General features: G+C 42.4%; 9 protein-coding genes and 1 pseudogene. 3 read left to right on the top strand and 7 right to left on the bottom strand.

The features are described from left to right. Positions 1–114: 114 nt before the first annotated feature. On the bottom strand, positions 115–939 hold the full coding sequence (locus tag OCV11_RS16685) for an AraC family transcriptional regulator (RefSeq protein ID WP_261897157.1): 825 nt from the start codon (positions 937–939) through the stop codon (positions 115–117). A gap of 445 nt (positions 940–1,384) precedes the next feature. Here OCV11_RS16685 and OCV11_RS16680 point away from each other — a divergent pair, with 445 nt between their 5' ends. Together OCV11_RS16680 and OCV11_RS16675 are read left to right on the top strand one after the other, a co-directional pair. Next, a complete protein-coding gene (locus OCV11_RS16680) occupies positions 1,385–2,485 on the top strand; it encodes a PEGA domain-containing protein (RefSeq protein WP_261897156.1) in 1,101 nt (366 codons plus the stop codon). 149 nt (positions 2,486–2,634) lie between these two features. Beyond that, positions 2,635–4,458, top strand: a complete 1,824-nt coding sequence (locus tag OCV11_RS16675) for a formylglycine-generating enzyme family protein (protein WP_261897155.1) — start codon at positions 2,635–2,637, stop codon at positions 4,456–4,458. A gap of 115 nt (positions 4,459–4,573) precedes the next feature. On the opposite strand, the gene pdxH is transcribed toward OCV11_RS16675, so the two are convergent. From pdxH to OCV11_RS16655, 4 genes and pseudogenes are all read right to left on the bottom strand, one after another. Beyond that, on the bottom strand, positions 4,574–5,209 hold the full coding sequence (pdxH, locus tag OCV11_RS16670) for a pyridoxamine 5'-phosphate oxidase (RefSeq protein ID WP_261897154.1): 636 nt from the start codon (positions 5,207–5,209) through the stop codon (positions 4,574–4,576). A 249-nt stretch (positions 5,210–5,458) separates the two neighbouring features. After that, positions 5,459–5,920 (bottom strand): annotated as a pseudogene (gene tnpA / locus OCV11_RS16665) (IS200/IS605 family transposase). Between the two features lie 196 nt (positions 5,921–6,116). Next, on the bottom strand, positions 6,117–7,799 hold the full coding sequence (locus OCV11_RS16660; protein WP_261897153.1) for a DUF342 domain-containing protein: 1,683 nt from the start codon (positions 7,797–7,799) through the stop codon (positions 6,117–6,119). Positions 7,800–7,997: 198 nt separating this feature from the next. Further along, a complete protein-coding gene (locus tag OCV11_RS16655) occupies positions 7,998–10,016 on the bottom strand; it encodes a tRNA(Met) cytidine acetyltransferase TmcA (RefSeq protein WP_261897152.1) in 2,019 nt (672 codons plus the stop codon). A gap of 244 nt (positions 10,017–10,260) precedes the next feature. Between OCV11_RS16655 and OCV11_RS16650 the strand changes: the two genes are divergently transcribed. Beyond that, positions 10,261–11,292, top strand: coding sequence for an ABC transporter substrate-binding protein (locus tag OCV11_RS16650; protein WP_261897151.1), 1,032 nt, complete (start codon positions 10,261–10,263; stop codon positions 11,290–11,292). 117 nt (positions 11,293–11,409) lie between these two features. On the opposite strand, the gene OCV11_RS16645 is transcribed toward OCV11_RS16650, so the two are convergent. Both OCV11_RS16645 and OCV11_RS16640 read right to left on the bottom strand, forming a co-directional pair. Next, positions 11,410–12,381 (bottom strand): ParB/RepB/Spo0J family partition protein, encoded by a 972-nt coding sequence (locus tag OCV11_RS16645; protein WP_261897150.1) that lies wholly within the window; start codon positions 12,379–12,381, stop codon positions 11,410–11,412. A gap of 7 nt (positions 12,382–12,388) precedes the next feature. After that, on the bottom strand, positions 12,389–13,606 hold the full coding sequence (locus OCV11_RS16640; protein ID WP_261897149.1) for an AAA family ATPase: 1,218 nt from the start codon (positions 13,604–13,606) through the stop codon (positions 12,389–12,391). Between the last annotated feature and the right edge of the window lie 3 nt (positions 13,607–13,609).

The following is a 13,609-nucleotide window of genomic DNA, read 5'->3' as shown; positions in this document are numbered from 1 at the left end:
CACAGCATTTATTACCAAATAAAATGCTTAATTTTTACCAAATTTAACGATAAAAACACTAAACAAAAGATGAAATTCAGTTGATTAGAATGATTCTCATTAATAATTTGTCATTTAATGACCAGAATGTTTCTTAAATTGAGATGGTGAACAGCCTTCAATTCGGGCAAATGCATGGGTAAACGCACTCTGATTTGCAAAACCGGTCAACTCAGCCACTTGACCCAAACTAAATTGTCCTTGGCAGATTAACTCTTTGGCGCAATTCACCCGTTTTTGTAACACATACTGATGAGGGGTAATTCCCATGCGCTCTTTAAACAACATGTGAAATTGGCTTTCACCCAGATACACACTGCCTGCGAGCTGTAGGACGGAGATTTTGTTAGCTAGATGTCTCTCGATATAACGATCAATCGTGTCGAGATCGAATCGCGAGTCTTTTCGATGCAATTCAAAAGAAGAGATATGACGCTGCAAAAGTGAAATTAACGTATCGTTGCAAGCACGGCTTAATAAGAGATCGTCAGGATGAGCACGCATCTCTAACACCAACATCTGGATTAACTGTTGGATCTGTCCATCCAACTGAAAATAGATATCTTTGTTAGCAAGATCATTGATTTTCTGCAGCAATAGAGGATCGTCACCTTTGGGCATGGGCATGTTGAGCACCAAAATATCTGATTGCTCTATCACACCACCAAAAGCATGACCAGAACCGCATGTCACTACGCAGCCTTGACCTGGAGAGACAATATTGCCCAACCCATTCACTTCAAAGTCTACCTGACCTTTTAAACCGATGACTATTTGGGTGTAATCATGGTCATGTCGATTCATTTGCGAGGGCAAAGTGACTAACTCGGCAGGCTTAGGCGACAAAACTTTGGCATTTTGCTCAGGTACAATTGAAAAATCGGCGTGCAATAGGCTCATAGTGACATACATAACTAATGACAGATCTGCATGGTATAACAAAAATCAATGACCACAAAATTCTCTCATTAACTCTGTTCGCTTCCTCAACATTGATCAACTTGTGTCATATAGTCGAGTGCTATATTGAGTAAATAACCATCAAGGATAGAATCGGAACAATGATCAAGTGCACATAAATTACGGTCAATGAGTGTTCAATTAACAAATGACTAGGTAGATTAGCAATAGATGCTTGCATATTTTATTTAACAGCCCAAAATGGAAGGTGCACACTTATAAAATTTACAAAATCAGTTACCTAACTTGTCTATTTCAGTAAATAATAAGTTGCCAAAGGAATAAAATTTGCATTTTAAAGAGTCAGCGTCATTACATATGCTGTCAAAAGATTGTCTTTCCCACTGATTACCAGTGGTTAAACGTAAAATTGTTGCAGGGACCTATGATCAAACATCGCATCCCAGCGCTACTGCTTGCGCTAACCCCAATTTGGGTATCTGCGTCGGTGTACGCAAACGACGTCAAACCTGTTGACCCGGTTGCCGCTATCGATGAGAAATTAACAACCAAACAGAGTGAAATTGACGCGATCTCTTCTGACTACGATAAAGAAGCATCAACGCTTCAGCAGCTCCAGAATGAAGAAGCGAACCTTAAACGTGAAAGCGACGAATTAGTCGCCAAACAAAACCGTGCTAAATCAGCTCTAGACAAACAATATAGTCACCTTTTAGATGATCCTGAGACTGATTTAGCTAGCTTCCAAAAGACGTATCAAGAGTCTTGGGCTGCTGTTAAGCAAAATCAATCTGATATGCTTAATAAACAGCAGGCTGTGACTGAAAGTGAAATGCGTTTAGGTCAACTCAAGCAAAAAAGTGCTCGTTTAAAAACCGAGTATTCGAATTTGCAAGAGAGCCGTATTGAAGCTCGTGTGAATCGTCTTGAAGCAGAGTTGCGCGAAACTAGTGCAATTGAAACGAGCTATAAGACAACATGTTCAACCACGATGACGTTAGGCGAATGTGCTAGCCAAGGTGTTCATCTCACAAAACAAAAAGCAGTGAAAACGTTTCGTGAGCAGCTATTAAATGGACTAACCGAATCTGCACTTGCTAAACAGAATGTGAAAGACGTTGAACTGAACATCACAGTGCAAGATAGCCAAGTGATTAAAAGCGGTTTCGAAGGAAATAGCGATTACTTCACATCGATTCAGGCACAAATGCAAGCCAAGCCAGAGCCAGTTGCAGCATGTAAACTGCTCAACGTACCAACTCGTTACTGTTTACAAGGTTCACAAACCACGCAGAAACGTACTGATAAGCAATGGTCTACAGTGACAGTTCGCTCAGACCAATTTAATGATTCTGTGACTATTAACGGTATCAATTACGGAAGTACTCCAGTAGAAATAGTACTTCCAGCTGGCCGACACCAAGTGACCGTATCTAAAGATGGATACGAAACTTACAACCGTGTCATCACGATTAACGGTAACGACACTGTTTGGGTAAAACTCCGCCCAAATAAAGAGAGCTAAACTTTCATAAGTGGTGGAAACTTCATCACACTTTCAGCTCGCTAAAACGTCATTTTGTTACTAAGTTATTGAAAGATGACTTCTGACAAAGTGGCGTTTTCGTTTACAATAGCGAGAACATTTTCATTAGCTAACTGAAGTAGATAATAATGCGACAAGGTTTACCCGCTCTGTTATTGGCACTCTCTCCTTGCTTAATGGTTTCATCAACGTTGGCAGAAGAAGCTCCGTCTTCAGTCAGCGCCATTGATGATGCACTGTCTAGCCAAAGTACAGATTTGCAGGATGCAAAGAAGACGACTCAGACTCAGCAAGCCGCTTATCAAAAACAATCAGATGAGTTGGTACGACTAGAAACTCAAGCAAAAGCGCTTGACGCAACGCTGCAGTCAGCTAAAGCATCGCTACAAAAAGCCTATACAAAAATGATTAACGACCCTAAGGTCGATATCTCTCCTATCAAGGCAAGTTATCAAGCAGCTTGGTCTGATGTAAAACAGAACCAAAAAGCCCGCCTAGATGCCACACAGAAGCTTCAAGACATGGAAGCACAACTAGCTCAACAGAAAGCCAAAGAAAATGCCATCCAACAGAAAATAGTGGCGCTTGGTCAGGATAAATTGCGCGCTCGAGCTGAAAGGCTTAAGAGCGAGTTAAAACAGACTGGAGAACAAAAGGTCAGTTTCACCAATAAATGTGATATCAAAATGACCTTAGCTCAATGTGCAGACCAAACGAAAGAATTGGCGTTGCAGAAAGCAGTCAACCAATACCAAGATTGGCTAATCGACAGTGCTAGTGAAACCTCTGTCATTAAACAGAACCTCAACAAAGTTTCCCTCAATATTCATCTCATTAAATACGATATGAATAAGGCTGGCTTTGTAGACAATAATCGTTATCAAACGGTACTTACAGCCCAACTTGAATCTCGCGCTGCTGAAACCTCTGCATGTACTTTGCTTGGTATCGACAATAGTTATTGCTACGCAGTCGACCAAAACGGTCAACCACAGCAAAAGCAGAAAGAAGTCGCTTGGGTTAGTCTGAATGTACGTTCTAACCAATACAACGACAACGTTGTGATTGACGACGTAAACTACGGAAGTACGCCAGTAGAAATCATGCTTCCGGTGGGTAACCATTTGATAACTGTAGAAAAAGAAGGATATGACTCTTTTTCTCAATTAATGGGTATTAATAGCGATCAAACGCTAAGAGCGGTTTTACGCGAACAAGCTAATCTTCTAAAACCAGGACATAAATTCGCTGACTCATTGAAAGGTAACATAAAAGCGCCAGAGATGATCACGATGATACGCGGTGAGTACCTTGTTGGCGAGAATGCATCACGTAAAATTTACCTTGATCATGCTTTCGCAATGAGTGCCGCACCGATTACTGTCGGTGAGTTTGAGACTTTTGTGAACCAAACTGGCTATCAAACAGATGCTGAATTAAAACATCTTTGTATTTCGGTAAACAATTCAGAAGTGACGCCTGTTTCTGATAGCTACTGGCGTAACCCAGGTTTTAAACAGACAGCGTCAAATCCGGTTGTGTGCGTTAGCAAAAACGATGCGAAAGCTTATACGCAATGGCTCAGCAAACAAACGGGCTCTGTTTATCGTTTACCAACCGAAGATGAATGGGAAATCGCAGCGCGTTCAGGTAGTCAAAGTGATTACTGGTGGGGTGACGATTTCGGTGCTGATAAAGCAAATACTGGTTGGGGGGGTAGCACTTGGTCAAATAAGAGCACCTCTCCTGTTGGCTCTTTCGCACCCAATAATCTAGGTTTCGTTGATGTGGTAGGCAACGTATGGGAATGGACTCAAGATCCGCGTGGAATGGCTAAGGGTGGCGCTTGGAGCTTTTCGCCAGATATGGCTAAGGCATCTAGCGAACTCTTCATTGATCCAACTTCTGCAGCCAACTACCTCGGTTTCCGAGTATTACGTGAATTAAAATAGCCGCGGCTACACAGCAAAGAACGAAAAAAGGGAGTATTTACTCCCTTTTTCTTTGGATTTTATTTCAATCATCAACGGAATTATCACAAAAATCCCATCCATTGAACCCAAACGATTATGGCGCTAAGCGATCAATAACCCAATTTTGTTCACTTAAGCTATACAAGAATCGGTCATGCAAGCGGTGCTCACCACCTTGCCAAAATTCAATGCTGCTAGGCACAACTCTAAATCCACCCCAGAAACTTGGGACAGGCACTTCGCCATTAGCAAACTTTTGTTTAAGTTCTAGAAACTTCCCTTCCAAAATACCACGCGCAGAAATACGACTACTTTGATGACTTGCGATTGCTGCAATCTGGCTATCTTTAGGACGCGAAGTAAAGTACTTCATGTTTTCGAATGCAGAGAGCTTTTCTACAGTACCAGTGATATGAACTTGACGCTCTAACGGATGCCAAGGGAAATGCAAACTGATTTTGGCATTGTGTTCTAAGTGTTTAGCTTTACGACTGCCTAAGTTGGTGTAGAAAACAAAGCCGTTCTTATCGATATTTTTCAGCAATACGATACGTTGAAACGGCTGGCCCGTTTCATCTACTGTCGCAACAGTCATCGCGGTTGGGTCAGACAACTTCGCATCAATCGCCTGTTGAAGCCATAAATTGAATTGTTCAATAGGGTCTTCCTTTAAGTCTTTTCTTCTTAAGCCGCCCTGAATGTATTCGCGACGAATATCTGCAAGATCCATTTCTACTCCTTATCATTTTTTATGGATTTTGCGCTGATATAGCTTGGAACTCAAGTCTTGCTCGCACAGATAATCAACAAACAAACTGATACATTGAATTTTTCTAGAAAAATGCGCTTTTGTTTTAGCTCATAAGTCCAATAAAAAAAATATCCTCCGGCATAGCCGGAGGTTTTTCATATGCGCCTATAAGGCTCTCCTACCAGCAGCGCCCTAGCAGGCGCATCGTGATCTGACATTTGCATATGACTATTTCTTGCGACCCGTAAACGGGTTACCTGAATATGGGATCGACAGTTGCTCTCCCATTTTGTCTTGATCTAATTAATGCTTGATGTAATTTTGGATCTGGCTTGTATTTTTACCGACTGTATCAACGTAATAACCCCGGCACCAAAATTCTCGATTTCGGTATTTGAACTTCAAATCCCCAAATCGCTCATAGAGCATCAAACTACTTTTACCTTTTAAATATCCCATAAAACCTGAAACACTCAACTTCGGTGGGATTTCTAAAAGCATATGAACATGATCTTTACAGCATTCAGCCTCGAGTATATTCACGTCTTTCCATTCACATAGCTTTCGCAAGATTTCTCCAACTGCTCGACGTTTTTCACCGTAGAACACCTGCCTTCTATATTTGGGTGCGAATACTATATGATATTTACAGTTCCATCTTGTGTGAGCTAAGCTCTTCTCGTCCCCCATATTGGGACCCCCTTTCAATTTCTGATTAACTCTTGTAGTTGCCAGACCACAAGGTATTTCTAACAAATTGAAAGGGGTTTTATAACTGACTTATAGCTATAAGCTTAACGGAACCCCCAGCCAAGCTGGGGGTTTTCTCTGTACAAAAAAGGGAAAGCATCCGTGCTTTCCCTTTTGCTAAATCGATAACAGAGACTTAGATATCGTCATCCTCGCCAATAGCACCATCAGCTAATTTAGCCGCACATAAGATTTTGTACTGATTGAAATGAAACACAGAAGGACCGTGGGCACGCTTAGTTGTCACCCTTTCATCGGCGAACATCACGGTGACATGCGTAAAGACTTGCCCTCGTGCCTCAACGGTTTTAGTGAGTAACAACTGTTCGAAATCTTGCGTTACTAGCTCGACCGCATGTCTAGCTTTTTCCATTCGGGCATTAGCGACTTTCTTTCGATGCTCTACTCTATCGATATCTTCTTGCGTGCGTTTTGATTTGTCGCGCTTCTTAACAACCAATTCACGGCGCACCGCATCCATCGTCGCTTCTTGAGCTTGCTTGTAGATGGCTTTTTGTTTAGCAATTCGTTCTTTTTGATTTGGGTATTTCGCAAATGCTTCAACGTAAGTCGCCGTATCGCCTTCAACACCAAGATTAAAACATAGGACACGACCGCCAACTTTGGCATGACCGCCACTCAATGTCCCTTGAGTCTCTTTTTCATCTAAGACAACTAAGTCACCGCCACAACGTAAGTCGTTACTCATTGAGTGTACTGCAAGGTGAATATCGCCCGTAGCTTGCAGTTCAGAGAACTGTGCGTAGTTCGCTTTAATATTACCACCCGATTTAACGACACAACTCTTAGGTTCAGATTCAGAGACGGTGTGACCTATAATGCCCTTCCCTACATCAATATCGCCTTGAGCTTGTACGTCAGCCGATTCAATAAAGCCGCCAACCGTCACACTGCCTGTCGCGCGGATAATCATTCCAGGTTCCACATCACCGGCGACGACAACAGAACCTTTAAATTTAACGTGGCCAGTTGCAACACTCACACTGTTAAGACAAAGTGCAGTTTCTACATCAACTGTGCTTTGACGGATGATAGGCATACCTGATTGGCTAGCTAAGAGTAGATTCGCATCGTTAGGAGAGATGTAAGTACCTTTACCTTCCTTCATCGATGCATCAGCACCAGGTTTAGGTTTGATAGGCTCACCTAACACCGTAAAACCCATTTTGCCTTTGGTCGCAGGTTCACGGCGCATGACAGGATCATTCTCACCAACCGTAATGGTTTGACCAAAATCGCGCATATCAATTTTATGAGCTTCGTTATCTTGGGGAGCCAAGATTCGCTTCATTACATCTTCAACTAAAGGGACAAGACGAGCACTATTACCATTTTGAGCAGGTGTTCCCTGCGCAACGATATGACTAAACGTTTCACCAGGAGCAAGTGACTGACTAGCGACCAATACCTTTTTTAACGCTACCTTATTGATGCCTTTTTTCACATGAGCTTCGGCTAGGTGGCGGACGATATCAGGTGCTGCGATATTTCTACCACCAAAAGCCCCTGTGACGGTCATAGTCGCCGTCATATCTTTATCCGATAAAGATATGACAATTTGTGCATCCGCTTTTTCAGCGATGACAATTCCAAGTCGCGCATCTGGATGATTTTGTTTTGCCTTAGCAATGAAGCGTTCAACTTCACTGTCCAGCACTTTAAATTTTCCTGCACCGATTTCCAATAAAGCATCACCCAGTGACGAATTATCAAATTTACCGTCAGCCGTTTGACTTGCATCCATTTTTGCTACGACGCGAACCTGCTCATCGTCTAGTGCAACAAAGTCCTTCCACATACTACTTAACCTAAGGATTATTTACTGTCGCGAGTGTATCGAACATTCGCCACGGACCAAATATTTCTGGTTTTAAAATCAGGGTCATATCACCCTCATAAGCTTAGAAATACATTTTATGTAGTTTACAGTGTAAATTGCATCTGTCCGGATTAAGAGCAAAATCAATTTACACTGTAAATCAAATTTATCATCGGGTTAGTTAATCACTTTACAGTGTAAATTGTCCAACACCCTTTTAAGTTCTTCTCGCAATTTATTCTCTACTTGTTTTCGGCCGGAAAGAGAAAAACTTGAAGCGCACTCTTGCCAGCTCCACTTCTGTAGCACTTTTGCTATCAGCAAATTGGAGATGCTTGCCCATTGCTCAGACGGTAAACCTAACAACCATTCCGCCATGATGAATGCGCAACTTTCATAGTTGCCACCACCTTGTACGTAGTAGCCAATTAATCGTTCGTGAATCTTGTTTGCTTTGCCATAATGTATTCGCTGCATCAAACACCATCGAATCAAGCTACCATCGAGCTGTTTGAAGTTATCATCGAGTTCAAACAATAGGTGCTGATAAAAAAGCGCATTCGCTTGTTGAAGCCAATCAACCTTATCACTCTTGACCATTAACAGGGAGTAACAACCGCTGGCTTGATCTCGCTTAGAACCAAGACGCACGGGTTCAAATCCGTTGCGATGCCAAAATTCGACGAGAGAATCAGTAGCACCAAAACTTGTAGAAAAGAAATCTGCTTTTTCGTTTAGGCAAAATTGGTTCAGCAGCGAAGAACCAATAGACATTCGTTGGGCATCAGGATGAACTGCTATACGCATTACACGATAACTTATCTGCTCAGCAGCAGCAGTAATGCCCATCTGATTCGCAATGGATATTGCAGCAAGATGTCCTTTAGGACGTCTTTTCCCTTGGCATATTTGCTCAACCATTTCGGGGTTAAGCCCGCCCTCTTTCACCGCGAGTAAACAACCGACGATGGAATGGGAATCTTGAGCAACCCAAATTACCATATCAGGATCAGTAAGCAGCTGGAACAAATCATTAGGAGATGTTTGATAGTGAGCATTGACCAAAATCGAGAAGATGCTCTGTAGTAACTCAGGCTTAGCGACCAAATTCTGTTTATCGATAAGGTGATATTGGACTTGGTGTTGCTCAATGGATAGTGGAGCAAGTTCGTAGTCCAATAAGAAGGCATCTCTTTGCCATTGTTCTAGCGGATCGTTAATCGCCCAACGAATAGGTTGGTCCATATGAAAAGTATTGTACCCAGGTCTTTCTTTCGTTAACCAAGCCTGAAATTTCAAAGTAAAACCACGTCCACATCCTTCATATCCGTTAATCGTGGATGAGAACACCATTCGATGATAATGCTCAACTAATGCCTGTAACATCGGAATAGGCAGTGCCGCTGCTTCATCAACAATCAGCAGGTCGCACTCAGGCTTATCGCGCAAAATCAAATCTGGAGCCATAAAGACCAAAGACGATTGGTGAAACGTCACTTGATCTTTAACACGCTGAGCCTCTGTTAGTTGCGTGGTCAAGTGCTGATAAAGTGGTTGCACCGCTTTGGCTGCAGGAGCTGTAACAACAATTTTAATCCGTCGCTCTTGCATTAACTGCGCACTCGCTATTCCTAGGGCACTGGTTTTCCCCCTCCCCCGGTCGGCAGTTAAAACCAATGGACGTTTGCGATGCCCAGTCACCACCTTTTTAATGAGTTCTACTGCTTGTTGTTGTTGGATTAAAGATGGTCGTTCAGAAAGAGGCTCGACTTTAGGTAACGGCGTTTGCTGATACGGCCCCAGTTGAAACAGATCACTCAAATGAGCATTGAGCCAAGTTTGAGCAAGATCGCAAGAGTGTGTTCGTGCGACAAACAAAACGAGCCCGCCACCACGTAACGTACCTAACGCAGAACTAAAGCTGTTTGCGTCCCAAGGTGCTGCCAAATTCCAAATAAGGATTTGGCACTCTCGACCAAGAAACTGATGCCCTTGATGTGATTCTACCTGCACGACCGAAACGCTGTTTAGTTGAGTGCCTAAAGCAAATACGTGCTGTATACCTGCTGACTCAATAAACTGCAGACAAAGCTCGTATGCGCTCTCAGTGTCCTGTTCTAGAACAACGCCGAAACGGCAATTTTGCTCAACTGCAACGTCTCGCAATTTAAGTAAATAAGATAAAGAACTGTTCATGTAACTCAATCATAATTCGAATTAAGTGAATGTTATCACAGCAGTGAAAGCACTCCCTACTACCTCTTTGGTGCTAAACTGAGATAAGGTAACCCATCTCAGAAATGATTTCTGATACCGCAGTAAAGGAAGAAAAAGTTTTGTCCAACACGACAAATTTATTTTGCTTTATTGAACATAGAAGTTGCCTAATCATTTGATGGATAACCAGTATTGGACTGGACACTTAAGGATAAAAAATGCAATGAAAACTTTTCTTAAAGGATGCCTGATCACCAGCGTTTTAGTAATGAGTACCTCTGCTTTAGCGAAAGAAACACTGAACGTATATGCATGGGGTGGTTATCTACCTGAAAAATCGCTCGCACAATTTGAGAAGCAAGAAAATGTCACCATTAACTACACTACTTTCGAAAACAACGAGGGTATGTACACTAAGCTGAAACTGCTTAAAGGAACTGGTTACGACGTTGTATTCGCATCAGCATACTTTATAGATAAGATGGGACGTGAAGGTCTGCTTGCTGAGATAGACCACTCAAAAGTACCAAACATGAAAGATACCATGCCTGGTTTACTTGGTTTACCTCATGACCCACAAAACAAATATTCGTTGCCTTATATTTGGGGTATTACTGGTCTTTACTACAACAAAAATCTCATTCCAGAAGGTATCTCTTCTTGGTCTGATTTGTGGAAACCACAGTACGCTCAACAAGTGATGCTTATCGATGACATGCGTGATGTTTTCGGTATGGCACTAAAAATGAACGGTCATAGCATTAACAGCACTAACCCAGCTGAAATCAAACAGGCCTACGAGTCATTAGTTAAACTGAAAAATAACGTATTGCTGTACAACTCAGATGCACCGCACGTACCTTATATTTCCGGTGAAGTATCTCTAGGTATGCAATGGAATGGTAATGGATTCCAAGGTCAACAAGAGATGCCTGAGCTCACCTTCGTAATGCCAAAAGAAGGGGCTGTAATGTGGATGGATAACTTTATTATCCCTGCAGGTACAGAGCACAAAGAGCTAGCAGAGAAGTTCATCAACTTTATGTATGAACCGAAAAACCAAGCAGAAATCGTAAATACTCTTGGTTATTCATCTGCAACCAAAGCCGGACGCGCGCTACTACCAGAGTCAATTCGTAACAACCCTACGATTTTCCCTAGTGATGCAGACATGAAGAAAGGCGAATTTACTAACGACGTTGGTCCAGAAGCGTTAGCGATTTACGACGAATACTGGCAAAAACTACGTAACTGATTTTTTAAACCGCTCAAATAACAAAGGCCCGCATAACAATGCGGGCCTTTTTGTTAATCACTCTCCTCAATATTGAACGACGCAATGTCCATTTGAGGGAGCACGAAAATGAACTGGCTATTGAAGTTTTCCAGCAACGAAATCTAGGATTTCTTGCATCAAAACATCATCGACCTTTTTAAGGTTCAGAGACAAATTAGTGCCCTTACGAGAGTAATTTGCTCGGCCTTTCACTAGTTCAATTTTAGGATTTTCTGTTCTTTTTGGCGGAACAAGATCTGAAATCCAACTTTCTAATGTTTCAGTCACTTCTTTCGTTATGCGCGTTACGCCTTGAGCTTCACAACACTGCCATACATATCTACCATCTTGATGGCATTTTTCAATCAGGGCTTGCTGCTGAACATCACTCAGCTCGTTAAATTGTTTATGCAATTTAACAATCGTTGGGCGACCTAATTCAACGACGTTAGGGTATGCTTTTAGCAGCTCTAGCGGCAATGCTGCTGCTTTTAATGCACCACTCACCAACGCTTCACTGCATTGGAACATGCGTGCTAACGCTTTCTGGTCTTCCGCTTCGCCACTGTCGAGCTTAGCTTGCATCTCACGTCCCTTTTCGTACAGAGACAGAGGCTTGTGCGCATTTGCTACGTCAGAGAGGAATTTGGCGTGTTCTGCATTTATGTCATTGGCAACGTAAACCAAAAACTCTTTATTGGCCAAGATACAAGACATTCGACGACGACTACCATCGAGTACTTCGATTTTGCCATCTGCAGTACGACGACCCACAGCGGGAAATTGTTGACCACGCTCTTTTAATGTCACCAAAACATCAGACAAAGCATGTTCATTAAGGAACGCTTGCTCACGCGCATTTTCTGCAAAAACAACAGTATCTGTCGCGACTCGCTCTGCTGGAACGCGTACCAACTCAAACGTCACCATCTCTTCACCGGCAATGGCTAGTTCGATAATTTGAGCTTGAGCCTTAGCTGCAGATTGCGCTTCTTGAGGGGTAGTCGCACGACGTTTATCCGCTTTACCAAATAGTTTTGCGTTCAATTCAGACGTTTTTAATGCCATTGTTCAATTACCCCTGATTCAAAGAAGACCAATTTGTATGAAGGACACGCTCTAGCTCCAGCGCACTTTTTTGTACTGCATCTTGAGCGGTAGCCAATGTTTTCTTACCACCTTCAAAATCACTGACCGTAAGATCAAAAACGGTACTATACGTGTCTGCACAAGTTTCAAAAGCGCGGCTACGAGGAATCGTTGCCATCATCACTTGATCACCAAGTAGATAGTTCATTTCAGTTAACACAGCGACTTGTTTCTTGTTGTCATCTTCGAACATAGTTGGCATCAAACGCACGAATTCCAGCCCTTTCCAGTCCTCTGGGAACATTTCATACACCGTAGGTAGGTGCTGGAAGAAGTTCACTGTAGAAGCCCAGTCTAAACGCTTAGCAGCGCAAGGAATTAACAACGCGTTAGAGGCAAACATTGCGTTCCAAACAAGAGGATCAACGTGTGGGCCTGTATCAATCATGATGATATCGAATTCATCGGCAATCTTGTCGATAAGCTTTTCTTTTAGCAGGCGAACAATATCTAGCGACTGATTTTGAGATAAATATTGCCAAGCTTCTGCGTTAAACATGGCATCTTCAGGAAACGCTGAAATGGTTTTTAAGTTTGGATATTGCGTTGGTAGCAGTACATTTTTAGTCAAAAATGCTTTATCTACTTCGACACCATCAGGCACGTTATCCAACATAATATCAACTGCCGAATAGATATTCGTGTTTTCGCCTAAGCTAATTTGTGGGTTCAAGAAAAGACGCAATGAACCTTGAGGGTCTAAGTCGATAAGACAGATGCGGTAACGTTTATCGAGGTTCAGCGCCAAACAAGCAGCAAGATGAACTGCTGTCATTGACTTACCAGTACCACCCTTCTGGTTTTGAACGTTGATGATCCACGGTTTGCTTTCTGAATTCTTCTTACGCTCATAAAATTTAGGTACGCCAGCAGCGTCCATCAACATATGGGCTTCAGACAAAGAAATAGAATAATGGTTAGCATTATTCTTAGTAAAGTTATGACCTTCCTCTTCCATCTTCGCAATAGCTTCATCGAGCTTACGGCGTGTTAAACCAGATCGCGTTTCCATCAACGCTTTAGACATAGGAGGGAAATGTTCTTCACGACGCTCTTCCAACACGATTTCAATACGATCAGCTTGAACTTGCTGAGTCTGTTCCGCGAGTTGGTAGAGATTCTGTATTGTTTGTTCTCTTTTCATTGC

This window comes from Vibrio porteresiae DSM 19223, from assembly GCF_024347055.1.
GTDB lineage: Bacteria > Pseudomonadota > Gammaproteobacteria > Enterobacterales > Vibrionaceae > Vibrio > Vibrio porteresiae.
The sequence above is the reverse complement of the archived record's forward strand: the minus strand, read 5'-3'. Positions and strand labels throughout refer to the sequence as shown.

Excerpts from the sequence above, each read along its gene's own strand:
- OCV11_RS16645 (WP_261897150.1), bottom strand. The coding sequence starts at position 12,381 with ATGGCATTAAAAACGTCTGAATTGAACGCAAAACTATTTGGTAAAGCG.
- OCV11_RS16655 (WP_261897152.1), bottom strand. The coding sequence starts at position 10,016 with ATGAACAGTTCTTTATCTTATTTACTTAAATTGCGAGACGTTGCAGTT.
- OCV11_RS16680 (WP_261897156.1), top strand. The coding sequence starts at position 1,385 with ATGATCAAACATCGCATCCCAGCGCTACTGCTTGCGCTAACCCCAATT.
- OCV11_RS16650 (WP_261897151.1), top strand. The coding sequence starts at position 10,261 with ATGAAAACTTTTCTTAAAGGATGCCTGATCACCAGCGTTTTAGTAATG.
- OCV11_RS16640 (WP_261897149.1), bottom strand. The coding sequence starts at position 13,606 with ATGAAAAGAGAACAAACAATACAGAATCTCTACCAACTCGCGGAACAG.
- OCV11_RS16675 (WP_261897155.1), top strand. The coding sequence starts at position 2,635 with ATGCGACAAGGTTTACCCGCTCTGTTATTGGCACTCTCTCCTTGCTTA.
- OCV11_RS16660 (WP_261897153.1), bottom strand. The coding sequence starts at position 7,799 with ATGTGGAAGGACTTTGTTGCACTAGACGATGAGCAGGTTCGCGTCGTA.
- OCV11_RS16685 (WP_261897157.1), bottom strand. The coding sequence starts at position 939 with ATGAGCCTATTGCACGCCGATTTTTCAATTGTACCTGAGCAAAATGCC.
- pdxH (WP_261897154.1), bottom strand. The coding sequence starts at position 5,209 with ATGGATCTTGCAGATATTCGTCGCGAATACATTCAGGGCGGCTTAAGA.